Raw genomic sequence first — 24,096 nt, 5'->3', positions numbered from 1 at the left:
GAATGAGGGAGCCAATCCCGTATGACGGGTCATTCCGTCATCTACCGCATAACCAAATAACAATAACTGAAGAACAACTGAATACGGAAAGGGGACGGCAGCCCCTCCGATTGAAGCCCGTAGCGGCTGCCGTCCCGAATGTTCCACATCAACGTCACGATGGACGTTCACGGGAACGCACCCATCCTACCGCAGGCCATGGCGCCGGCGTGTGGGAGGGCCGTTCCATTGGACGATGATGACCGCCGCGGGCAGTGGCGCCCGGTTCGTCGGTGACGCAATCGATTCAAGGAAGAACATATGAACACCACAAGGAAACTCCCCAAGGGGGTCGTGTACTTCTTCGGCGCACTGGGAGGTCTGCTGTTCGGCTATGACACCGGCGTGATCTCCGGCGCCATCCTCTTCATCCAGGACCAGATGAACTTGGGCGCGTGGCAGCAGGGCTGGGTCGTCAGCGCCGTGCTGCTGGGCGCCGTGCTCGGCGCCGCGTTCATCGGACCGATGTCCGACAAGCTCGGCCGCCGCAAGCTGCTGCTCATCGCCGCCGTCATCTTCACCCTCGGCGCGCTCGGCTCCGGACTCTCGCCCGAATTCTGGACCCTCATCATCTCCCGCATCGTGCTCGGCCTCGCCGTGGGCGTCGCCTCCGCGCTGATCCCGACCTACCTGGGCGAGCTGTCCCAGGCCAGCAAGCGCGGCACCGTCTCCGGCCTGTTCCAGCTCATGGTCATGACCGGTATCCTGCTCGCGTACATCACGAACTACACGTTCTCGTTCATGGTCCATGGCTGGCGCTGGATGCTCGGCTTCGCCGCCCTGCCCGCCATCATCCTGTTCCTCGGCGGCCTGTTCCTGCCGGAATCCCCGCGCTTCCTCGTGCGCACCGGCGATCTGGACGCCGCCAAGGGCGTGCTCGCGCAGATCTATGACAACGACCAAGCCAAGGTCGCTCAGGAGCTCCACGAGATCGAGGGCCAGGCGAAGCTGGAGAACAAGGGCTTCGCCGAGCTGTTCGGCCCCACCGTCCGCCCGGCGCTCGTCATCGGCATCGGCCTGGCGATCTTCCAGCAGGTCATGGGCTGCAACACCGTCCTCTACTACGCCCCGACGATCTTCACCGATGTCGGCTTCGGCGTGTCCGCCGCCCTCATCGCGCACATCGGCATCGGCATCTTCAACGTGATCGTCACCGCGGTGGCCATCGCCATCATGGACAAGGTCGATCGTCGCACGATGCTCATCGTCGGCGCCGTGGGCATGGGCGTCTCCCTGTTCGTCATGAGCTTCGCGATGAAGTTCTCCGGCGGATCGCACACCGCCGCCATCGTGTGCGTCATCGCGCTGACCGTCTACATCGCGTTCTTCTCCGGCACCTGGGGCCCGGTCATGTGGATCATGATCGGCGAGGTGTTCCCGCTCAACATCCGCGGTCTCGGCACCTCGTTCTCCAGCGTCATCAACTGGGCCGCGAACGCCGCCGTGTCCCTCACCTTCCCCTACCTGCTCAACCTGTTCGGCACCGGCAGCCTGTTCATCGGCTACGGCGTGATCTGCATCGCGTCCGTGTGGTTCGTCGCGAAGTACGTCTTCGAGACCCGCAACCGCTCCCTCGAGGAGATCGAGACCAGCCTGCGCGCCCGCGTCGCCAAGGCGGCGTGAACCGGACCGGTCCGACGCTCTTCTCCTGAATTCCTTCCATCAGGGCTCGACCGGGGGATTTCCCCCGATCGGGCCCGACCCATTCCCGGCAACCGCCGACCCACCCACGAAAGGACCGTCATCATGGCCATCGCATCCCTCATCGCCTTCGCCCTCTCCGGATTCGGCGTCGTGCTGCGTACCCGTCTGCGCCGCGACGGCCGGTGGTGACGCCCAGCGCGCCCCGCCGCCGTTTCCCTCCATCGACACGAACCGAGGTGGTTCCATGACCTTCCACGTTCCCGAGCATGATCTCGAAGCGCTCAAACGCGATCATCCGGACGTCGCCGCGCTCTTCGCCGACGACTGGCTGCAATACCGCAAGTCGGACATCCTGCCGGAGCTCACGCGCGAGGCGCAGGCCGCGTGCGACCGCATCAACCGCATCTACTTCGACGACACCGCCGAGGCGGAACGGCTGTTCCGCGAACTCGTGCCGGCGGCCGGCGAAGGCGTCGACTTCCGCCCGCCCATCCGGCTCGACTACGGTCTGGGGCTGCGCATCGGCGACCGCACGTTCATCAACATGGACTTCCTCGTCGTGGGCGGCGGGCCGATCTCCATCGGCTCCGACTGCCTCATCGGGCCGCGCGTGAGCATCTACACGCCGAACCACGCCATCCCCGCCAAGCCGCGGCTCGAGGGATGGCAGCACAACGAGGATGTCACGATCGGGAACAACGTGTGGCTCGGCGGCAACGTGGTGGTCTGCCCGGGCGTGACGATCGGCGACGACACGATCATCGGCGCCGGATCGGTCGTCACGCATGACATCCCCGCGAACACGATCGCCGTGGGCAATCCGTGCCATGTGATCGGCGAAGTCCCCGAGGACTGGACCCCCGAGGAGCGCGCCGCCGCGGAAGGCTGACGGCGGCCGGGCGGCCGACGGGCCCCGATATGGCAAACCCCCGGAATGAAGAATGGCTTCATTCCGGGGGTTTGCCATATGCGATGGAGGCTGGTGCCGGCAGCGGTTGCCGAATGAGCCGAGCGGGAACCGAATGAAGGCGTCGGGCCCCGCCGGTGTCGGCGGGGCCGTGGTTTTTCAGCCGCGGGCCTTCACGTAGGCCTCGTACACGGACTCGGTGGGCTCGCCGGTCTCCACGCCGTCGATGGTGAGCTTCCACACGGGCGGCTCGGCCTCGCCGGAGAGCGCCCATGCGGCCTGGCGAGCGGCGCCGATCGCCACGTACTCGTCGGTGGCCGGGCGGGTCACGTCCATGCCGAGGATCGACGGCGCCAGCGTGCGGATCGCCACCGACTTCGCGCCGCCGCCGATGAGCAGGATGCGGTTGATCTCGGCGCCCAGCGAACGGATCAGCTCCAGGCAGTCGCGCTGCGAGCACAGCAGGCCCTCGACGAACGCGCGCGCCAGATTCTCCTTCGTGGTGTTGTGCAGGGTCAGGCCGGTGAGCGAGGCGGTGGCGTCGGGGCGGTTCGGCGTGCGCTCGCCGTCGAAGTACGGCACCAGCGTGATGCCGCCGGCGCCCGGCTCGGATTTGAAGGCCAGCTCGGCCAGCTCGTCGTAGTCCACGCCGAGGGCGGCACGGCCGGCGTCGATGATGCGCGAGCCGTTGATCGTGCAGGCGAGCGGCAGGTAGTGGCCGGTGCAGTCGGCGAAGCCGGAGACGGCGCCGGTCAGGTCGTAGACCGGGTTTTCGGCGATGGCGGCGGCCACGCCGGAGGTGCCGAGCGAGACGGACACGTCGCCCACGCCCATGCCCAGGCCGAGCGAGGCCATCGCGTTGTCGCCGCCGCCGGGGCCGAGGATGCAGCCGCCTTCGACGTCCTTGCCGGCGATGGCGGGGGAGGCCTTCACCGCGGCGGATTCGCGCGGACCGAGCACGGTGGGCAGCACGATCGCGTCGGCGTGGGCCTTGGCGGCCTCCTCGCCCTCGGCGGCGGCCAGCACCATCGCGATGAGGTCGCGGCGGTACTCGCCGTGCGCGGCGTCGTAGTAGATGGTGCCGGAGGCGTCGGAGCGGTCGGTGAAGAGCTTGTCGAGATGGGCGTCCTCGCCTTCCGCCACCGGGCCGTAGCCGGCGATGCGCCAGCTCAGCCAGTCGTGCGGCAGGCAGATCGCGGCGATCCTCTTCGCGTTCTCGGGCTCGTTCTCGGCGACCCACGCGACCTTGGTGAGCGTGTAGGAGGCGACCGGCGAGGATCCGACGGCCTTGACCCAACGCTGCTTGCCGCGCGCGACGACGTCCTCGGGCTCGCCGTCCGCGGCCGGGGCGGCCTCGCCGAGCCGTTCGATGAGCGCGGCGGCCTGCGGGGCGGAGCTGGTGTCGTTCCACAGCATCGCGTCGCGGATCACGTTGCCCTGCTCGTCCAGGATGACCATGCCGTGCTGCTGCCCGCCGACGGCGAGGGCCGCCACGTCGTCGAGCCCGCCGGCCTGTTCGGCGGCGGCGCGGAACGCCTCCCACCAGTATTCGGGATTGACCGAGGTGCCGTCCGGGTGCTTGGCCTGGCCGAAACGCACCTGTTCGCCCGTTGCCGCGTCCGTGATGCGAACCTTTGTTGATTGAGTTGACGTATCGACTCCGGCGACCAGTGTTTGAGTCATGTATTCCTCCTCGATGAGGGCCGCGCGCAAGGCTTTCGACGCGCCGCACCTAATAAGTTAGACGATTAAACTATACTGTATTTCAGCGGGTGAACGCAAGCGGAGACTCGCGGCGGAATGCATGCCGTACGGCATCGCGGGGCGTCGTGGGACATGTCGCCGGGGCGCCGGCCCGGCCGGGGGCGCATACTATGGAGTGTACGTCGCCATGTGGCCGGTGGCACAGGTTCCCGAGGGCGCGCGACTCACCCATACGAACGGACGGAACGAACGTGAAGGAACGAGGACACATGGCCGGTTTGAGGAAGATCAACCAGGATGATCTGCGCAACCACAATCTTTCGGTGACGCTCGACGCCATGCTGAGCGCGAAGGACCCGATGAGCCGCGCCGACCTGGCCAAGGCCACCGGGCTCACCAAGGCGACCATGTCGCTGCTGTCATCGCTGCTGCTCGAATCGGGCGTGGTGGAGGAGGGCGTGCCGAACGCCTCCGTCTCCTACGGCAGGCCCAGCACGCCGCTGCGCCTGCGCGGCGGGCGCATCGCCGGCATCGGCCTGCAGGTCAACACGGACGGCTACGGCTGCCTCGCCCTCGACATCAACGGCGACGTGCTCGGCCGCGAATGGGTGAACGCCGACATGACCGGCTCCGACCCGCAGGAGGTCTTCGCGAAACTCGACGCCATGACGGCGTCCCTCGAGGAGCAGCTCGCCCGGCGCGGATGCCGGGTGGTGGGCGCCGGGCTCGCGCTGCCCGGCATCATCACCGACATGCGGCTGCTGGTCGCGCGCAACCTCGGTTGGACGGATGTGGATCTGTCCGGTTTCGAGGTGGTGCGCCGGCTCGGCGCCGTTCCGGACAACGAGGCGAAGATGGCCGCGGTCGCGCAGATTCCCGGTTACGCCACCGAACGTGCGGACTTCCTCGATGTGGTGGGGCGCCGCGACTCCTTCATCTACGTGTCCACCGACATCGGCATCGGCGGCGCCGTCGTGCGCAACGGCGAGGTGGTCCGCGGCTCGCACGGCTTCTCCGGCGAGATCGGCCACATGTCCGTCGATCTGAACGGGCCGCGATGCACGTGCGGGCGCAAGGGGTGCCTCGAGATGTATGCGGGCCGTCGCGCCATGGTCGAGGCCGCCGGCATCACCGACGACGCGGGCGCCACCAAGATCGAATTCGCCGAACGGTTCCTCGATCGCTGGCGTTCCGGCGACCGGGCCGTGGTGTCGGTGGTCGACCGCGCCGTGGACGCCCTGGTCTCCGCCATCGCCTCGGCGGTCAACATCGTCGACGTGGACACCGTGGTGCTCGGCGGCCTGTGGACGCATTTCGGCGACGAGCTGACCGTCGTGATCGAGCATCGGCTGCGCGACGAGATCGTCGGGCCTGCGAGCATGACGGTGAAGGTGTCGCCGGCGCCGGTGGGGCGCAACCCCTCGCTGTACGGCGCCGCCGAGCGGGGTCTGCGCCGGTTCATCGACAACCCGCTGCGGTTCGTCGGCGACTGACGGGGCGGCCGGCGGGGCGACCGACGGCGACGGTCTGCGCCCGGCGATTCCCGTGCGGTCCCGCATGCGGTAGACTGGCGGCGTTTTCGGCGAGGCGCCGCGGGGCGCCGTGGAAGGACGGCGGCATGGGCAAGGTCACCATCAAGGACGTGGCGCAGGAGGCTGGGGTCTCCAAGGCCACGGTCTCGTATGTGCTCTCCGGCAGCGACCTCATCGCGGAGAAGACCGCGCAGAAGGTGCGTGCGGCGGCCGCGAAGCTCGGGTATTCCGTCAACCATGCCGCGCGCATGCTGGCCACCGACCGCACGAACACGATCGGCGTCTTCGCACCGCCGCACCGGGCCGGGTATTTCTCGCTGTCGCTCGGCGGGTACCTGTACAGCCTGTCGGACGCGGCACGCGAGGCCGGCTACGACACGATGCTGTTCACCGACGGGAACGGCGTGGAGGCGTTGCGCAAGGCGGTGGGCACCAAGCGCATCGACGGCGCGGTGCTCATGGAGGTCTCCGAAGGGGACGAGCGGCTGGAGGCGGTCCGGCGATTGGGGCTGCCGAGCGTCACGCTGGGCATGTCGGAGCCGGATTCCGGCGTCGACGCGGTGGATACCGATTTCGAAAGCGCGGCGCGCGTGCTGGTCCGGAACCTCGCCTCCCACGGCCATCGCGACGTGCTGCTGGTCGGCTGGCCGGAATGGATGTACGCCAAAGGCGTGAACTATGCCGTGCGTTTCCGCGAGGCCGCGGAGGCCGAGGCGCGTCGCCACGGCATGGCGCTGACCGTGGTCTGCGCGCGGAACGAGGCGCTCGGTTCGGCCCGGGAGCTGTCCGCCGCGCTGCACGAACACCCCGATGCGACGGCGATGATCGTCCATAACGACGCCGTCATGATGGGGATGAACCAGACCCTGCGCGAACTGGGCGTCGACGTGCCGGGCGACCTGTCGGTGGAGGTGGTGGTGCCCGACCAGATGGGCGTCGGCATGCGCGTGCCGTACACGGGGGTCGACATCGATCTCGACGCGGTGGCGGAGCGTGCCGTCGACGTGCTCAAACGGCGCATCGCGCGTCCGGACCGCCCGGTGGTGCGCGAGCTGGTGCAGCAGCCGCTAGCGGATCTGGGGTCGGTCCGCTCGCTGTGAGGCGTCGGCCCCGCCGTCGCGCTTCGGTGCGGGCCGCGGTGTTCGATGGTGATCGGCGCGATTGGCGTCGGATGATGATTGATCGTGCCGATTGATATTCAATGCTGTTGAATGATGTTCGACCGTATTGAACCGATTCAAAACCATAATGACGATATAGCCGCACGGCGACGCGCCGGCGGGACGTGCTGATTTCGTTGGTGTACAGCCATTTATGGAGATTTTCGTGCCTGAAGTTTGCCGCCACTTCGTTCGATGGCTATACTTATTGATTGAACCGGTTCAAACCAATGAATTCACTGATGAACAACTCCGGAGCAGTAGATGGTTGGTGCCGGTCGCGGACAACCCGTGAAACCCGACGAAAGAGGAAGACCATGAGCGTCGCCACCACGAACACCCCGGCATCGGCTGCCGGAACGTCATCCGGAACACAGCCCGGAACCCGACCCGGAACGAAGCAGATGCCGTTCCACCGCAAGGTCACCTACGCGCTGACCGATTTCTCCGGCAACCTGCTGTACTGCATCATCAGCGGCTACGCGCTGTACTACTTCACCGAGGTGTACGGCATCTCGATGGCCGCCGCCGGCGTCATCCTGCTCGTCGCGCGCATCTTCGACTCCTTCGACGCGCCCGTGTGGGGCATCATCATCGACCACACGCGCAGCAGGTGGGGACAGTCGCGCCCGTGGTTCCTGTGGATGGCCGTGCCGTTCGCGCTCGCCGTGTGGCTCGTCTTCACGGCGCCGCCGTTCACCGACCCGACCGCCAAGGCCATCTACGCCGGCGTGATCTACGTGGTGGCCGGCATCTGCTTCACCGGCATCAACGCGCCCATCACCTCCGTGCTGCCGAACCTCACCTCCGACGTGGACGAGCGCACCGTGGCCAACACGTTCCGCATGATCGGCGGCAACGTCGGCAACTTCTTCGCCGTCACCTTCATCCTGCCGCTCGCCACCGCGTTCGGCGGCGGCGACAGCACCTCCAAGCTCGGCTGGTCGCTGGCCGTCGGCGCCTACTGCGTCATCGGCCTGGCCTGCCTGATCGTCGCGTTCCTCGACATGCGCGAACAGGCCATCCACCGCGCCAAGTCCATCTCCATCAAGGACAGCGTCCGCGCGCTCAAGGGCAACTGGCCGTGGCTGCTGCTGTTCGTCGCCAACACGCTGTTCTGGGTGGGCATGTCCGCCCGCAACTCGATGGTGCCGTACTACGCGCAGTACAACATGGGCGACAAGACCATGACCGCCGTGCTCAACGGCTTCTCCATCATCCAGGTGCTCGGCATGGCCTCGGTGCCGTTCCTCGTCAAGGCGCTCGGCAAGACCGGCAGCACGATGCTCGGCTTCGTGGTCGGCATCGTCGGGCAGGCCGCCATCACCTTCACCGCCGCGCTCGGCGGCGCGCCGCTCATCGTGTCGTGGTGTGTGGCGTGCATCGGCGCCGGCATCGCCTGCTCGCTGTTCTTCGAGATGATCGGCGACACCGTCGACTACGGCGAGTGGAAGACCGGCATCCGCGCCGCGGGCTTCCTCACCGCCATCGGCAGCGCGTTCTGCATCAAGCTCGGCTCCGGCCTGGGCGGGTTCGTGCCGTCGATGATCATGAACGCCGGCGGCTACGTCGCCGACCACGCGCAGAGCGCCTCGTCGCTCGCCTCGATCAGCTTCTCGTTCGTGTGGGTGCCGGCCATCGCATACGCGCTCGCCATCATCCCGATGCTCTTCTACATCAAGTACGAGAAGCACGAGCCGGCCGTCATCGCCGACCTCAACGCCCGCGCCGCCACCGCCGCGGACGCCGACTGACGACCGCACGCCATCGCCTGGCAACCTCGACAAGCCCGGCAGAGCCGGCAAACCCGACAAGGAGACAACCATGACACAGTTCACCATCATCAACGACGGCCGGTCCCTGGCCTGGACCGGCGACGGGGAATACCTGCGCATCGACCCGTGGGGCGCCGATTCCGTGCGTGTGCGCGCGGCGAAGATGCACGAACCGCTCGACCTCGATTTCGCGCTGGAACGGCCCGCGGCCGGTTCCGCGGACGCCGCGACGGTCGCCGTCGACGAGGCCGCCGACACGGCCACGCTCGTCAACGGCGCCGTCACCGTGAAGGCCGAGGCGCGCCACTGGCGCTACGGTTCCTCCGACTACGAGGAGTTCCGCTGCGTGCTGAGCTTTCACCGGACCTCCGACGGCGCCCTGCTGTTCAAGGAGCTGCCAGAAGGTGGGTCGCTCAACCTCAAGGCGCGCCGCTACGAGCCCATCACCGGCGGCGACCACAAGGTGATCGCCTCCTTCGTGGGGCCGGAGGACGAGCATCTGTACGGCATGGGCGAATACCAGCAGCACGTCATGGACCTCAAGGGCTCCACGTTCGAGCTCGCGCACCGCAACTCGCAGGCGTCCATCCCGTTCGTCGTCTCCTCCGCCGGCTACGGGTTCCTGTGGAACAACCCGGCCGTCGGCACCGCCACGTTCGCGAGGAACCGCACCGTATGGGAGGCCGACTCCTCCAAGCAGATCGACTACTGGGTCACCGTGGGCGGCACCCCGGCCGCCATCGAGCGCAACTACGCGAACGCCACCGGGCACGCGCCGAAGATGCCCGAATGGGGACTCGGATTCTGGCAGTGCAAGCTGCGCTACTGGAACCAGAAGCAGCTGCTCGACGTGGCGCGCGGCTTCAGGAAGCGCGGCATCCCGCTCGACCTCATCGTCATCGACTTCTTCCACTGGCCGTACATGGGCGACTACCGCTTCGAGAAGGAGTTCTGGCCGGATCCGAAGGCCATGTGCGACGAACTGCACGAGATGGGCGTCAAGGTTATGGTGTCCGTCTGGCCGCAGGTGGCCATCGACTCCGAGAACTACGTCGAGATGAAGTCGAGGAACCTGCTCGTCAAGGCCGAGCGAGGCATGGACCTCGGCATGATGTTCGAAGGCCCCAGCCAGTACTACGACGCCACCAACCCCGCCGCCCGCGCGTACGTGTGGGACAAGTGCAGGAGGAACTACGCCGACTACGGCGTGGACGCCTTCTGGCTCGACGAGGCCGAACCCGAGTACGGCTCCTACGACTTCGCCAACTACCGCTACTACACCGGCCCCAACGTGCAGGTCGGCAACACCTACCCGCGCGACTACAACCGCGGCTTCTACGAAGGCCAGGTGGAGGCGGGCCGCGAGGGGGAGATCGTCAACCTCACCCGCTGCGCATGGGCCGGCTCCCAGAAGTACGGCGCGCTCGTCTGGTCCGGCGACGTCGGCTCCACGTTCGACGACCTCAAGCATCAGATCACCTGCGCCATCCACATGGGCATGGCCGGCATCCCGTGGTTCACCACCGATATGGGCGGCTTCCACGACGGCGACATCGACTCGGACCGCTTCCGCGAGCTGTTTCTGCGCTGGGCGCAGTTCTCCTGCTTCTCCCCGGTGATGCGCAACCACGGCGACCGTTCCGCGCTGCAGCCCGACGGCACGATGAAGGAGACCGTCACCCGCTCCGACGGCGCGCACCGCTCGCCCTCCGGCGCCGACAACGAACCGTGGTCGATGGGGGAGACGGTCGAGAGGATCCTCGTCAAGTTCATCAAGCTGCGCGAGACGCTGCGCCCCTATACGCGCGAGCTTTTCGACGAGGCCCACACCGACGGCCAGCCGCTCGTGCGCGGCCTGTTCTACGAGTTCCCGGATGACGGCCGGGCCGCCGACGTGGCAGACGAATACATGTTCGGCCCCGACCTGCTGGTCGCGCCCGTCATGGAGTACGGCGCCCGCGAACGTACGGTCTACCTGCCCGGGGATGCGTCCGTGACCTGGACCGATCTGCGTGACGGCACGACCCACGCCGGCGGCTCCACGGTGACGGCCGCCGCGGCGCTCGACACCGTGCCGGTGTTCGCCCGCGACGGCAGGGACCACGGTCTGGCCGGCAGGCTGTGACCTGATCGTCGGTGGCTGTGGTCGGGGCGTGACCCGGCATCCGTGCCGGGCCGGGTCACGCCTCCGACCGCAGCCACCGGAATCCCGCACAGTGAGACGGGCGCGATCCACGTCCCGCGCCGCGTTTACACTGGTGGCTCGCGTCCAAAAGACGCACCCTTGCGGATGTAGTTCATCGGTAGAACGAAAGCTTCCCAAGCTTTAAAGGCGGGTTCGACTCCCGTCATCCGCTCCACTCGGGCCGTTGGAATTCCAACGGCCCTTTTCGTCGTCCGGGTGGATCAGTCGTGGGTTATAGCGGGGTATATGGGTCCGGGGGCCGGCGGCGACATGACCCCCGGAACCCGCATGGGCCGGCTTACGCGCAGCGGGTGGCGCGGGAGATCGGCTCCCACGGCTGCACCATGACCGGTTCGGTCGCGAAGACCGCGCGCACGGGCTCGTCCAGCACGTCCGTGTGGATCGTGGCCTCGTTCACGTACTCGTCGAACCAGGCGTCGGAGGCGACGAAATATCCGTCGCGGCCCGCGTCCTTGCCCCAGCTGTTCTCGATCTTCCAGCGGTTCGGCCTGCCGTCCGCGTCGAGGTTCACGCCGATCAGCGTCATCGCGTGGTTCGACGGGCTCACGCCGTACTCGAGCCGGTCGCCCTTGCCCATCGTGTATTCGATGCCGAACAGGTCCTCCACACGTACCACGTCGCGGCTGAACACGCCCTCGCCGCGCAGCGAGAACTGGTCGCAGTCGCAGGCGAACCACACCGGGCGCCCGCTCTTCAGCTGGTCGATGACCGCCTTCTTGAACACGTCCATCCCCACGTTCGCGAACTCGATCGGATGCCCGCCGACCACGTTGCCCGTGTGCGCGAGACGGTACAGGCGTCCGAACGGCGTGCGGGCCATCGGCGCGTTCACCACGCCCACGTAATCGTCGAGATCCTGCTTGACGTACTTCGCGTAGAAGTCGAGCGGCGTGATGCCGTGCTCGCTGATCAGCCCGCCCTTCACGAACCCGTCGTCGGCCTTTTTGCCGGTCTTCCCGGCATCGGAACCCTCCGCCGTCTTCCTGTCGCCCGCGTCATCGTCATCGTCCTTCCGGCGCGCCGTCCAGTCGAACGTCCTCGGCGGCTCGCCGAGCGCGACGGCGACGATGCGGTACACGTCGTCCATCCGCTCGCGCACTCGCGCACGCAACGCGTCGACGCCCTCGCCCGCCGCGTGCCGCGTGCGCAGTTCGAGCGCGAACTCGCGCAGCTTCGCGTTGAGATACTGCGTGAACGCGTCCGAATCACGGGAATTCGCGGTCTCCGGGTACGCGGACTTCGGCACCAGACCGTACTTCCCGGCGAGCGAGGCGAACATCTGCCACCAGCCGCCGTCGTCCGCCGGGTAGTCGTTGATCGCCTGGAACAGGCGCGAATCGGTCGGCTCGTCGAGCGTGGCCAGCACCTGGTCCAGATAGAAGTTCGACTTCTCGATCTTGTCGTAGAAGAACAGATAGGTCTCCGAGAATTCGAAATCGTCGAGGTCCCAGCGGCGGATCACGTCGTGGCGGAGCGTGTTGAGACCGGCGAACATCCAGCAGCGGCCGGAACGCTCCTGCGCGGTGACCGAACCCTGTTTGAGCTCGATCGAGAAGTCGTCGCGGGGCAGCGCGCGCAGGCCGCGGTAGTCGGTCGCGGCCCTGAGCACGCCGGTGCTGGTCGCGGCGGTCGCGGCCACGCGGTTCGCGCGGGAGGCGTTGAAGTCGGAGGAATAGGAGTCGAGCGCGGCGGCGGTGAGCGCGGCGCCGGCGTTGTCGGTTGCGTTGACGGTATCGGTCATGGTCCCCCATTATCGCGCGTTCGCCCGCGCGCATGGCCGCAAGGCGTCGCGCACGTGACATGTGCGGGAATTCACAGCGCGGAATGATCATCCGGCGCGCATGTTCCGCGCCGCGGGACGATAATGGCAGGTATGACTATCGCAACTCCCGAACGTTACGCCGAAATGCTGGATGCCGCGCGCCGCGGCGGATACGCCTACCCCGCCATCAACGTGACGAGCACCCAGACCCTCAACGCCGCCCTGCAGGGCTTCGCCGAAGCCGAATCGGACGGCATCATCCAGGTGTCCGTGGGCGGTTCCGCCTACTTCTCCGGCCAGTCCGTGAACGACCGCGTCACCGGTTCGCTGGCGTTCGCCGCGTTCGCGCACGAGGTCGCGAAGAAGTACCCGAACATCACCGTCGCGCTCCACACCGACCACTGCGCCAAGCAGTACCTCGACGAGTGGGTGCGCCCGCTGCTCGCGCACGAGGCCGACGAGGTTGCGCACGGCAAGGAGCCGACGTTCCAGTCGCACATGTGGGACGGCTCCACCGTGCCGCTCGACGAGAACCTCGACATCGCCGAGGAGCTGCTCGACAAGTCCGTCAAGGCGCACACCGTGCTCGAGATCGAGATCGGCGCGGTCGGCGGCGAGGAGGACGGCCACAGCCACGAGATCAACGACAAGCTGTACTCCACTCCGGCCGACGGCGTGAAGGTCGCGCAGCGCCTGGGCCTGGGCGAGCGCGGCCGCTACATGGCCGCGTTCACGTTCGGCAACGTGCACGGCGCGTACAAGCCGGGCTTCGTGAAGCTGCGCCCGGACCTGCTCGGCGACATCCAGCGCGAGGTCGCCTCCGCCGTGGTCGACGGCCGCGTGGCCTCCGCCGCCGGCGCGGTCGACTTCCCCAACGGCAAGCCGTTCGCGCTCGTGTTCCACGGCGGCTCCGGCTCCCGCCCGGAGGAGATCGCCGAGGCGGTCAGCCACGGCGTGGTCAAGATGAACGTCGACACCGACACCCAGTACGCGTTCACGCGCGCGGTGGCGGGCCACATGTTCGAGCACTACGACGCCGTGCTCAAGATTGACGGCGAGGTCGGCAACAAGAAGTTCTACGACCCGCGCTCGTGGGGCCGCGAGGCGGAGACCTCGATGGCCGCGCGCGTGGTCGAGGCCTGCCAGGAGCTCGGCTCCGCCGGCAAGGCGCTCAAGTAGCGCTCGAGTAGCGCGCGCGAAGCATCGCGCGAAGCGGCATGCGGGCCGTGTCCGGTCCGCAGCCACGGTCAGGCCCGCCGGGTTCGGCGGGCCTTCGTCATGCCGTGGTTCCTTGCCGGAAATCCCGCCCGATGCGCGCGTGAGACGCCCCAAGGCCGGGTAGAGGGCGTACGGTAGTGTGTTCCCCGGCGGAATCATGCGGAAATCATGCAGTTGCGGAGGTGCATCATGCCTGGAATTGTTCTGATCGGCGCCCAGTGGGGCGATGAAGGCAAGGGTAAGGCCACCGATCTCATCGGTACGAAGGTCGACTACGTCGCCCGTTTCAACGGCGGCAACAACGCGGGCCACAGCGTGGTCGTCGGCGACGAATCGTACGCGCTGCACCTGCTGCCCTCCGGCATCATCAACCCGCACCTCACCCCGGTCATCGGCAACGGCGTCGTCGTCGACCCGGAGGTCCTCTTCGAGGAGATCGACGGCCTCGAGGCCCGCGGCATCGACTGCTCCCATCTCAAGGTGAGCGAGGCCGCGCACATCATCGCGCCGTACCACCGCACGCTCGACAAGGTCACCGAACGGTTCCTCGGCAAGCACAAGATCGGCACCACCGGCCGCGGCATCGGCCCCGCCTACGCGGACAAGATCAACCGCGTCGGCATCCGCGTGCACGACCTGTTCAACGCCGACCACCTGCACGACAAGGTGGAGGCGAGCCTGCACCAGAAGAACCAGATCCTCGTCAAGCTGTACAACCGCCGCGCCATCGACGTGGACCAGACCACCGACGAGCTCCTGAAGCTCGGCGAGCGTCTCAAGCCGTACGTGGCCAACACCGGCCTCATCCTCAACAAGGCGCTCGACGAGGGCAAGACCGTCCTGTTCGAGGGCGCCCAGGCCACCATGCTCGACGTGGACCACGGCACCTACCCGTTCGTCACCTCCTCCAACCCGACCGCCGGCGGCGCCTGCACCGGCACCGGCGTGGGCCCCACCAAGATCAACCGCGTGGTCGGTGTCTCCAAGGCGTACGTGACCCGCGTGGGTGAGGGCCCGTTCCCCACCGAGCTGTTCGACGAGTCGGGCGAGTGGCTGCGCCAGCAGGGCCACGAGTTCGGCGTGACCACCGGCCGCCCGCGCCGCTGCGGCTGGTTCGACGCGGTCGTCAACCGCTACGCCAGCCAGGTCAACGGCCTGACCGACATCGTGCTCACCAAGCTCGACGTGCTCACCGGCCTGAAGGAGATCCCGATCTGCGTCGCCTACGACGTGGACGGCGAACGCCACGACGACATGCCGACCGACCAGGCCGCCTTCGCCGCCGCCAAGCCGATCTACGAGACCATGCCCGGCTGGGACGAGGACATCTCCAACTGCCACAGCTTCGACGAGCTGCCCGCCACCTGCCAGGCGTACGTGAAGCGCCTCGAGGAGCTGAGCAACTGCCGCATCTCCGCCATCGGCACCGGCCCGCAGCGCGACCACATCATCTCCGTCCACTCGCTCATCGACTGACGCCGGCCCGACCGCCGATATGGCCGTAACGACCGAACAGCCCGAGTATTTCGCCGAGCCGGACCCCACCACGCAGGAGATGAGCGCCGCGCACGCCCGCTCCTACGCGGCGGGTGTGCCGCATCCGCAGGGCGCCGCCGCCGCGGCCGCGCCCCCGCGGATCCCGCTCGCGCCGGGCAAGCGCATGCAGGCGCAGTTCAACCCGCTCGCCGACGGCATGATGTACCTCGTCGTGTTCGTCGGCGGCTGCTTCGGCACCGGCCTGCGCTACGCCCTGTCCCTCGCGCTGCCCGGCCCGGCCGCCGCGCACGGTTTCCTCGGCGCGTTCCACACGGCCACATTCGTCGCGAACATGGCCGCATGCTTCATCTTCGCCCTCGTCTCCACCTACATGTCGCAGGCCGCGTGGATCCGCAAACGCGTCCGCCAGCTCGCCTCGCGCGGCATCGGCATGGGCATGTGCGGCGGCTTCTCCACGCTGTCCGCCATGGTCATCGAGGAGCTGGTCTCGATCCGCGCCGACCAGATCGGCGGATTCCTCTTCTATATGCTCGCCAGCTTCGCCTGCGGTCTTGCCATCGCGGCGGCCGGCGTGCGATGCGCGCTCGCGCTTGCCTCGCGCCGGTCGGCCCGCGTCGTCGCCGAAGCGCTCGCCGCCGCCGACGCCACCGGGCATGGCGGTCGATCCGGACGGTCGGGCGGCAGACCCGCGCCCGCGCACGCCGCGCCGAAACGCGATCTCGACGGCCGCGCCCTCGCCGACAAGCCGATCGAGGTCGGCGACCCCGCGGCCGGCCCCATCGAGATCAGGCCGTCGACGCCGTCGGAGGGCGACCGCGGCCGGCAGCCTGCGCACGTCGCCTCCCGCACCGGGGCGCCGGCGACGTCTCCCGCCGCGGCCGACGCGCCGGCGTTCGAACCGGCGCCGATCACCGACGAGATCCCGATGGTCGGCGACCCCGTCACCGGCGACGCGCACGACGGCAGGAAGGACACGCGATGACCTTCCTGCTCGTGTGCCTGTGCGGCGGCGTCGGCGCCGTGACCCGGTTCGTCGTGAACACGTCCGTGCAACGCTGGTGGAACCGCGCGTTCCCGCTGTCCACGTTCATCATCAACGTGATCGCCACGTTCTGCGCCGGCATCGCCGCGGGCGCCTACGCGTCCGGCACCGTCGACCACGGCGTGTACCTGCTGTTCGTCACCGGGTTCCTCGGCGGATTCTCCACGTTCTCCACCGCCATCAACGAGATGGTGTCGCTGGTGCGCGCCCGGCGTCTGCGCATGGCCGCCGTCTACTGCGCGATGACGATCCTCGTGCCGATCGGCTGCGTCGCCGCCGGATGGTGGGTGGCCTCGCTGTAACGTGGCCGACATCTTGTAATGCCGGGGAAATCAAACGCCGGCGCGCGACATGTTCGGGAAATATGCGCTGTGAGCGGTAACGCCCGGGAAACCGGAGCATAACGGCGCACGCGGTTTGCCTCTCTAGGTTATGGAACAAATCCAGAGAGGACATTCACATGACAGCCGTGAAGAACATCGAACGGCGTCGTCGAATGGGATTGTTGCGCTCGTCGCTCTGCGCGGCGGCATTGACCCTACTGATGGCGTTCTGTTTCACACCACCCGACCAAGCCCAGGCGGCGGAAGCCGTCCCCACCTGCAACCCGTCCGCCGAGAACGGATGCGTCAACGGCATCCTGCAGGACGCGTCCAAGAAGCCCATCGCCGGCGTCGAACTCAAGCTCACCGGAGCGGAAAGCGCCACCACCAAGACCGACGCCAACGGCAACTGGGCGTTCAGCGTCGGCAAGGACGGCTCGTACACCGTCACGATGGACGAATCCGTCGCCAAGGAACACGGCCTCAAGGCCGCCACCGCCACCGTCAAGGTCGAGAAGAACAGCTTCGACGCGGCCCGCCAGGTGGTCCGCTTCGACAAGCCCGCGCCGGCGGCGGGCGGCTCGGGTTCCGCGTCCGGCAAGTCCGGCGCGTCCGGTTCGGGCGCGTCCGATTCGGCTTCGGAGGCCGCCGCCTCGCCCGATGCCGGTGGCGCCGGCGCCAACATCGGCGCCCGCTTCTGGCAGCAGCTCTACTCCGGCGTGATCTTCGGCCTCATGCTCGGCCTCATGTCCGTGGGCATGAACCTCGTCTACGGCACCACCGGCCTGAGCTCCTTCTCCCACGGCGAGCAGGTCACCCTCGGCGGCCTCATGGCGTTCGTCGGCACGCAGATCCTCCACTGGCCGCTCGTGCCCGCCGCGATCTTCGCGATCGTCATCGGCGGCCTCACCGGCTGGATCCAGAACGAGATCGTATGGGCGCCGCTGCGCCGCAAGCACGTCGGCACCATGCAGCAGATGATCGTCACCATCGGCCTGTCGATGGCGCTGCAATACCTCTTCCAGTTCTTCTTCGGCGGCGACATCAAAGGCATCGTCAAATCCGTGCCGAACAGCTTCCGGGTCGGCCCGATCACCACCGACTCGCCCACGCTCATCTCCGCGGCCATCGCCGTCGTAGCGATCGTCGGCGTGAGCCTGTTCCTCTACCGGACGCGGCTCGGCCGCGCCACCCGCGCCGTCTCCGACAACGCCGCGCTCGCCGCCGCATCCGGCATCAACGTCGAACAGGTCGTGCGCATCGTCTGGATCATCTCCTGCGCGATGGCCGCGTTGTCCGGCGTGCTGCTCGGCGTCTACCTCAACGGCATCTCCTGGAACACCGGCGCCACGCTGCTGCTCCTCATGTTCGCCGCCGTCACGCTCGGCGGCCTCGGCACCGCCAACGGCGCGCTCGTCGGCTCCCTGATCATCGGCATCGTCGCGGACATGAGCTCGCTCGTCATCCCCAACGACATGCGATACGCCAGCGCCCTGGCGATCCTCATCATCGTCCTGCTGGTCCGTCCGCAGGGCATCTTCGGCAAACAGCAAAGGGTGGGCTGAGACATGGACATCATGACCATCATCACCAACACGCTGGGCGAACTCATCGCCCCCACCACGGCGGCGTACGCGCTCGCCGCCATCGGACTGAACATCCACTTCGGCATGACCGGACTGATGAACATGGGCCAGGCGGGCTTCATGCTCCTCGGCGCGTACGGGTTCGCCATCACGCAGTCGATGGGAGCGAACCTGTTCACCTCCGTGTGCGCCGCGATCGCGCTCGCCGTGATCTACGCGCTGCTGCTCGGCATCCCGACGCTGAAGCTCGGCCCCGACTACCTCGCCATGGTCACGCTGGCCGCGGCCGAGATCATCCGCATCATCGGCCGCTCCACCGCCATGACCAAGCTCACCGGCGGCTCGGCCGGCATCTCGCCGCAGGACTTCACCACGAAGTTCGAGAGCCTCTCGCCCCTGCCGGACGATTCGACCACGATCCTGTTCTGGACGTATTCGAACAACATCGCGAACTCGTGGTGGCTGCGCATCGTCGCCTGGGCGCTCGTCGCCATCGCCGCCGTGCTGTGCTGGCGCTGGTTCCGCTCCCCGTGGGGTCGCGTGCTCAAGGGCATCCGCGAGGACGAGAACGCGATCCGCTCGCTCGGCAAGAACGTTACCGTCTACAAGATGCAGGCGCTCATCATCGGCGGCATCTTCGGCGCGCTCGGCGGCATCGTCTTCGTCCTGCCGCGCTCCGTGCAGCCCGATTCGCTGGGACGCGCGGTCACGTTCTACGCGTGGACGATCCTGCTGCTCGGCGGCGCCGCCACGATCTTCGGGCCGATCATCGGCTCCTGCGTGCTGTGGGTGCTGCTCACCTTCGTCAAGGAGCTCATGCGCGGCGCGATCCCCGAAACCGTCATTTCCTCCAACCAGGTCGAGTCGCTCGGATGGGTGATCGTCGGCGTCGCGCTGATGTGCCTGGTGATCTTCAGGCCGCAGGGCCTGCTGGGAGACCGAAAGGAGCTGGCCTTCAATGTCTGAGAACACGTCCGAGAACACAGCTGAGAGAATATCCGGGAAGACCACCGGGAAGACCGCCGCATCCGCGCCCGCGCCCGCGCCGGCGAGGGGCATCCGGCCCGGCAAGCCGTTCCACGACCTCGCCCAATGGGCCACCAAGGCACCCGAAGGCGAGCGCCTCATCTCCACCGCATTCGGCGACAAGGTGAAGGAGGACCTCAAGTTCGTGCACAACGAGCCCGGCGTGCACAAGCCCGACCCGATCCTCGTGGCCGACAACGTGACGCGCCGGTTCGGCGGCATGACCGCCGTCGACGTGAAGCACTTCGAGATCGAACGGCACGGCATCACCGCGCTGATCGGCCCGAACGGCGCCGGCAAGACCACGTTCTTCAACCTGATGACCGGCTTCGACGCCCCGAACACGGGCGCCTGGCGGTTCGACGGCAAGGACCTCGCGCACGTGCACCCCGAACAGGTGGCGCGCATGGGCATGGTCCGCACCTTCCAGCTGACCAAGGTGATGAGCCGCCTCACCGTGCTCGACAACATGCTGCTCGGCGCGCCCGTCCAGCCCGGCGAGGGCCTGTTCCGCGCGCTCGTGCCCGGCCTGTGGCGTCGCCAGGAGAAGGCGAACATCGAGAAGGCGGAGGCGCTGCTCGAACGCTTCCTGCTCATCAAGAAGAAGGACGACTTCGCCGGCTCGCTTTCCGGCGGGCAGAGGAAGCTCCTCGAAATGGCGCGCGCGCTGATGAGCGACCCGCAGCTCGTCATGCTCGACGAGCCGATGGCCGGCGTCAACCCCGCGTTGAAGCAATCGCTGCTCGACCACATCATGGCGTTGCGCGAGGAAGGCACCACGGTGCTGTTCGTCGAACACGACATCAACATGGTCCGCCACATCGCCGACTGGGTGACCGTCATGGCCGAAGGCAGGATCGTCGCCGAAGGCCAGCCCAAGAGCGTGATGAACGACCCCGCCGTCATCGACGCCTACCTCGGCGCCCACGCCAACATCGACCTCGGCGACGACTCGGTGATGGACCTCAAGGAAAGCGAGGAACACTGACATGACCGACACCGCAACACTGACCGCGCCAGCCACGACCGCCGAGACGGCCGCGGACACCCGTTCGCGCGCCGAAATCCACGTGGGCGAGCCGGAAGGCGAACCGCTGCTCGACGCCGTCGACCTCGTCGCCGGCTATATCCCCGGCGTGAACATCTTGAACGGCGCATCCCTCACCCTCCACCAAGGCGAGATCGTCGGCATCATCGGCCCCAACGGCGCCGGCAAATCCACGCTGTTGAAATCACTGTTCGGACTCGTCCACATCCACTCCGGGCACCTGATCCTCAAAGGCAGGGACATCACCAACCTGCGCGCCGACAAGCTCGTCTCCCTCGGCGTCGGATTCGTGCCGCAGACCGAAAACGTGTTCCCCTCGCTCACCATCGCCGAGAACATGCACATGGGCGCCTACCAGGCGCCGAAGAAGTTCAACGAACGCTTCGACTACGTGTGCTCCATCTTCCCCAGGCTGGGGGAGCGCAAGGACCAGCTCGCCGGCTCACTGTCCGGCGGCGAACGCCAGATGGTCGCCATGGCCCGCGCCCTGATGATGAACCCGTCCGTCCTGCTCCTCGACGAGCCCTCCGCCGGCCTGTCCCCGATGCTCCAGGACGAGACCTTCATCCGCGTGCGCCAGGTCAACAAGGCCGGCGTCTCCGTCATCATCGTCGAACAGAACGCCCGCCGCTGCCTGCAGATCTGCGACCGCGGCTACGTCCTCGACCAAGGCCGCAACGCCTACTCCGGCAAAGGGCGCGACCTGCTCAACGACCCCAAGGTCATCAGCCTGTACTTGGGCAACCTCGAACAGGAGGTGGAGGAAGAAGGACAGTGATGGTGTGTATACGGCCTTTCCTCGACACTCGACGTGCCTTCGCGCGCCTTCGGTCTTGGACGGCCGTCTCCGCACGCATCACTGACCTTCTTGCAGAAGGACAGTGATCGACCCGATTTCGTACCTCACACACGTTCATATTCGCTTGAATAGAGAGGAAGCAATCATGAACAGCAAGAAGATCCTATTCACCGCCACGGCGGCCGTCGCCGCGGCCGTCATGGCGCTCGCCGGCTGCGGCTCGGCAAGCTCGTCGTCCGACGCCTCCGGATCGTCATCCGGCAAGAAGGACGCGTTCGTGCTCGGCGGGCTCTGGCCCGAAACCGGCTCGCTCGCGTACCTCGCGCCGCCGGAACTCGCCGCCGAAAAGCTCGCCGTCAAGGACATCAACGCGGCCGGCGGCGTGCTCGGCAAGGACGTGACCACCACCGACGCCGACACCTCCGACGCGGACCACGCGGACCAGAACACGTCCGCCGTCCAGTCCGTGCTGTCGAAGGACCCGTCGTTCGTGATCGGCCCGGCCTCCAGCGCCGTCGTCAAAAACGTGTACAAGACCATCACCGAACAGAAGATCCCGATGCTTTCGATGGGCGCCACCAGCTCCGACTTCTCCGGCCTGAGCCCGTACTTCTTCCGCACCGTCCCGCCGGACACCGTGCAGGGCACCGTGCTCGGCCAGGTCATCGCGCAGGACGGCGTGAAGAACCTCGCCGTCGCGGTGTTCAACGACGAGTACGGCACCGGTCTGCGCGACACGGTCGTCAAGACCGTCAAGGACGCGGGCGTGAACATCGTCTACGGCGAGAAGGACGCGTTCGACCCGACCGAGACGAACTTCTCGTCCATCGCCACCGCCATCAAGGCGAGCAACCCGGACGCCGTCGCCGTGATCGCGTTCGACCAGACCAAGCCGCTCGTCAAGGAGCTGAAGAGCGCCGGCGTCGACACCCACAAGCTGTACTTCGTCGACGGCAACACGTCAGACTACTCGAAGGACCTCGACGCGGGCCTTCTCGAAGGCTCGAAGGGCACCATCCCGGGCGTCCAGGCGTCCGACGACTTCCAGAAGCAGCTCGTCGACGCGTACGGCAAGGACATCTCCACCTTCACCTACGGCGCCGAAACGTACGACGGCATCATCCTCGCCGCGCTCGCCGCGCAGAAGGGCGGCAGCGCCGACGGCGAAACCATCCAGAAGAACATGGCGGCCGTCTCCGGCGCGAACGGCGGCACCGAATGCAAGTCCTACAAGGAATGCCTCGCCGCGTTGAAGTCCGGAAAGGACATCCATTACAAGGGCGTGACCGGCATCGGGCCGTTCAACTCCAGCAACGACCCGAGCTCCGCCAACATCGGCGTGTACAAGTTCGATGCGAAGAACGTGCCGAGCTTCGACCACGCCCAGGAAGGCAAGGTCCCGACCAAGTAGGTCGCGTTCGCCGACGTTCGCGGCCGTTCGCGATAGGGCGGTTGCGGGCGGCGGCCGATCGCGATTGCGTGGGGGAGGCGGCAGCCGGAAGGGTCGTCGCCTCCCCCCACGTGCGTCGATCGGGGTCGTCGCTACTCGATCTCCTTGCTGTCGAGGTAGGTGCGGATCTCCTCGTCATAGACCGGACGGTCCGCGTAGATGCGCCGGGGTTCGGCGTCGGCGAGCAGGTCGAAGTCGTTGCGCACCACGACGAAGTCCAGTTTGTCGGCGATCAGGCATGCGGCGAGGTTCTTCGCCAGCGTGGTCAGGAAGATGGGGGCGGTGCCGTCGAACCGCCTCGCGGCGAGGGTCGCGCACCGTGCGACGTAGGTCGCGTACCCGCGGTGCCATTGGCCGGGCATGATGGAGTAGCTCATGTTCCACATCGTGGCGCGGCGGCGGATGCCTCCCGCGCCGACGAACGCCCCGTTGCGTTCACGCATCACCCAGTAGCCGATGTCGTCGCGTTTCCAGTCCTCGATCCAGCTTTCCAGCATGATCCTGGTGTGGTCCATGTTCAGATGCCGGTGGTTCGGCCGGTTCCACCAGGTTCGCGGATCGGCGTACATGCGGTGCAGGTCCTCGAGGTCGGCCATCGTCGGCGCCTTCAAAACGACTTTCTTTCCGGGGTGGAGATTCCTCTTGCTTCGCATGCCCCCGAAAATACCTTATATAGTAATGAGCATTATCAAGATAGTTCATTATCTGGATGAATTGGGTATTATGTAGCGTCGCGCCTAAGGGTATGCTACATGGCGGCAAGATTTCCGGAAGGGGTGCCCTTGGTTGCTTCGCGTAGCCATAAACACTGCAATTTCAGTCTTATATAGGTGTTTTATGACGTGCTCCACCTATTGTGCACATGTTTATAGGAGGTATGGCTGGTTATTGTTATTATTGTTTGCATAACAACAATGATTTCTTTCACATTATGGTCATATGGTCATGGTCATATGGTCATGGCCATATCGGCCTTCCGATTGCGATGTGCAGGCCCCATGTGATGTGGGCTCTTTCGCCTTGTCCGTCGATCGTCCGTTCGCGCCGGACGGACGAGGGCGAAGAGACGCCCCTCAACCCGTGTCGTCCCGTTTCGGGGATTGAGGGATAGGAAATGCCTCCCCCTCAATCGGCGTCCGCCCGTTTCTCATGTTGAGGGAAAGGCCGGTTCATCCCTCAATGCCGGGAACGGTCGGATTGTGGTTGAGGGATGGCATCGTCCAGGCTGGAGATCCGCGGAAAATAAGGGTTTTGCGTAGACGCTCCCAAAAAGGGCCGTGTTCCGGACTCGAGCGGCGTTTCTGTATTGTCTCGGGGCATGGTTGACGCATGTCTCGGGGCATGGTTGACGGTGTCTCCTGGGGCATGGTTTACATGT

Annotated in this window: 18 protein-coding genes and 1 tRNA gene; 16 read left to right on the top strand and 3 right to left on the bottom strand. The window is 66.8% G+C overall.

What is annotated here, in order from left to right:
* Window positions 1-300: 300 nt before the first annotated feature.
* Together GFD21_RS09950 and GFD21_RS09945 are read left to right on the top strand one after the other, a co-directional pair.
* Window positions 301-1,662 carry a sugar porter family MFS transporter gene (locus tag GFD21_RS09950; protein WP_163197818.1) on the top strand — a complete coding sequence of 454 codons (1,362 nt, stop codon included), beginning with the start codon at window positions 301-303 and terminating at the stop codon, window positions 1,660-1,662.
* Between the two features lie 265 nt (window positions 1,663-1,927).
* Window positions 1,928-2,572: a sugar O-acetyltransferase gene (locus GFD21_RS09945; protein ID WP_163197817.1), complete on the top strand. Its 645-nt coding sequence runs from the start codon at window positions 1,928-1,930 to the stop codon at window positions 2,570-2,572.
* 177 nt (window positions 2,573-2,749) lie between these two features.
* Here the strand turns inward: GFD21_RS09945 and GFD21_RS09940 are convergent, their stop codons facing one another.
* Window positions 2,750-4,273, bottom strand: coding sequence for a xylulokinase (locus GFD21_RS09940; RefSeq protein ID WP_163197816.1), 1,524 nt, complete (start codon window positions 4,271-4,273; stop codon window positions 2,750-2,752).
* A 290-nt stretch (window positions 4,274-4,563) separates the two neighbouring features.
* Here GFD21_RS09940 and GFD21_RS09935 point away from each other — a divergent pair, with 290 nt between their 5' ends.
* The 5 genes from GFD21_RS09935 (at window position 4,564) to GFD21_RS09915 (ending at window position 11,121) form a co-directional block, all read left to right on the top strand.
* The gene (locus GFD21_RS09935; protein WP_163197815.1) at window positions 4,564-5,787 is read left to right on the top strand and encodes an ROK family protein; all 1,224 of its coding nucleotides are present in this window, start codon (window positions 4,564-4,566) and stop codon (window positions 5,785-5,787) included.
* Between the two features lie 125 nt (window positions 5,788-5,912).
* Window positions 5,913-6,926 carry a LacI family DNA-binding transcriptional regulator gene (locus tag GFD21_RS09930; protein ID WP_163197814.1) on the top strand — a complete coding sequence of 338 codons (1,014 nt, stop codon included), beginning with the start codon at window positions 5,913-5,915 and terminating at the stop codon, window positions 6,924-6,926.
* Window positions 6,927-7,303: 377 nt separating this feature from the next.
* Window positions 7,304-8,740 (top strand): MFS transporter, encoded by a 1,437-nt coding sequence (locus GFD21_RS09925; protein ID WP_163197813.1) that lies wholly within the window; start codon window positions 7,304-7,306, stop codon window positions 8,738-8,740.
* A 70-nt stretch (window positions 8,741-8,810) separates the two neighbouring features.
* Window positions 8,811-10,886: a glycoside hydrolase family 31 protein gene (locus GFD21_RS09920; RefSeq protein WP_163197812.1), complete on the top strand. Its 2,076-nt coding sequence runs from the start codon at window positions 8,811-8,813 to the stop codon at window positions 10,884-10,886.
* Window positions 10,887-11,047: 161 nt separating this feature from the next.
* Window positions 11,048-11,121, top strand: a tRNA-Gly gene (locus GFD21_RS09915).
* Window positions 11,122-11,244: 123 nt separating this feature from the next.
* On the opposite strand, the gene GFD21_RS09910 is transcribed toward GFD21_RS09915, so the two are convergent.
* Window positions 11,245-12,708, bottom strand: coding sequence for a C1 family peptidase (locus GFD21_RS09910; protein ID WP_163197811.1), 1,464 nt, complete (start codon window positions 12,706-12,708; stop codon window positions 11,245-11,247).
* Between the two features lie 132 nt (window positions 12,709-12,840).
* Between GFD21_RS09910 and fbaA the strand changes: the two genes are divergently transcribed.
* The 9 genes from fbaA (at window position 12,841) to GFD21_RS09865 (ending at window position 22,679) form a co-directional block, all read left to right on the top strand.
* A complete protein-coding gene (gene fbaA / locus GFD21_RS09905; protein WP_163197810.1) occupies window positions 12,841-13,908 on the top strand; it encodes a class II fructose-bisphosphate aldolase in 1,068 nt (355 codons plus the stop codon).
* A gap of 228 nt (window positions 13,909-14,136) precedes the next feature.
* A complete protein-coding gene (locus GFD21_RS09900; RefSeq protein WP_163197809.1) occupies window positions 14,137-15,423 on the top strand; it encodes an adenylosuccinate synthase in 1,287 nt (428 codons plus the stop codon).
* A 19-nt stretch (window positions 15,424-15,442) separates the two neighbouring features.
* Entirely contained in the window at window positions 15,443-16,426 is a 984-nt protein-coding gene (locus GFD21_RS09895; protein ID WP_163197808.1) for a fluoride efflux transporter FluC, read from the top strand.
* Entirely contained in the window at window positions 16,423-16,788 is a 366-nt protein-coding gene (locus GFD21_RS09890) for a fluoride efflux transporter FluC (protein ID WP_163197807.1), read from the top strand. The genes GFD21_RS09895 and GFD21_RS09890 overlap by 4 nt, the downstream gene beginning before the upstream one ends.
* A 158-nt stretch (window positions 16,789-16,946) precedes the next feature.
* Entirely contained in the window at window positions 16,947-18,374 is a 1,428-nt protein-coding gene (locus GFD21_RS09885; RefSeq protein ID WP_163197806.1) for an ABC transporter permease subunit, read from the top strand.
* Window positions 18,375-18,377: 3 nt separating this feature from the next.
* Window positions 18,378-19,361 (top strand): branched-chain amino acid ABC transporter permease, encoded by a 984-nt coding sequence (locus GFD21_RS09880; RefSeq protein ID WP_163197805.1) that lies wholly within the window; start codon window positions 18,378-18,380, stop codon window positions 19,359-19,361.
* Entirely contained in the window at window positions 19,354-20,409 is a 1,056-nt protein-coding gene (locus GFD21_RS09875) for an ABC transporter ATP-binding protein (protein WP_225431786.1), read from the top strand. The genes GFD21_RS09880 and GFD21_RS09875 overlap by 8 nt, the downstream gene beginning before the upstream one ends.
* A 1-nt stretch (window position 20,410) precedes the next feature.
* A complete protein-coding gene (locus GFD21_RS09870; protein ID WP_163197804.1) occupies window positions 20,411-21,247 on the top strand; it encodes an ABC transporter ATP-binding protein in 837 nt (278 codons plus the stop codon).
* Between the two features lie 166 nt (window positions 21,248-21,413).
* Complete coding sequence (locus tag GFD21_RS09865) at window positions 21,414-22,679, top strand: ABC transporter substrate-binding protein (RefSeq protein WP_163197803.1); 1,266 nt, start codon at window positions 21,414-21,416, stop codon at window positions 22,677-22,679.
* A gap of 131 nt (window positions 22,680-22,810) precedes the next feature.
* Here GFD21_RS09865 and GFD21_RS09860 read toward each other — a convergent pair whose 3' ends face one another.
* The gene (locus GFD21_RS09860; protein ID WP_225431785.1) at window positions 22,811-23,371 is read right to left on the bottom strand and encodes a GNAT family N-acetyltransferase; all 561 of its coding nucleotides are present in this window, start codon (window positions 23,369-23,371) and stop codon (window positions 22,811-22,813) included.
* Window positions 23,372-24,096 lie beyond the last annotated feature (725 nt).

Source organism: Bifidobacterium platyrrhinorum, from assembly GCF_010667645.1.
GTDB classification, from domain to species: Bacteria; Actinomycetota; Actinomycetes; order Actinomycetales; family Bifidobacteriaceae; genus Bifidobacterium; species Bifidobacterium platyrrhinorum.
Note: the sequence above shows the minus strand (reverse complement) of the source record. Positions and strands in the feature narration are given on the sequence as shown.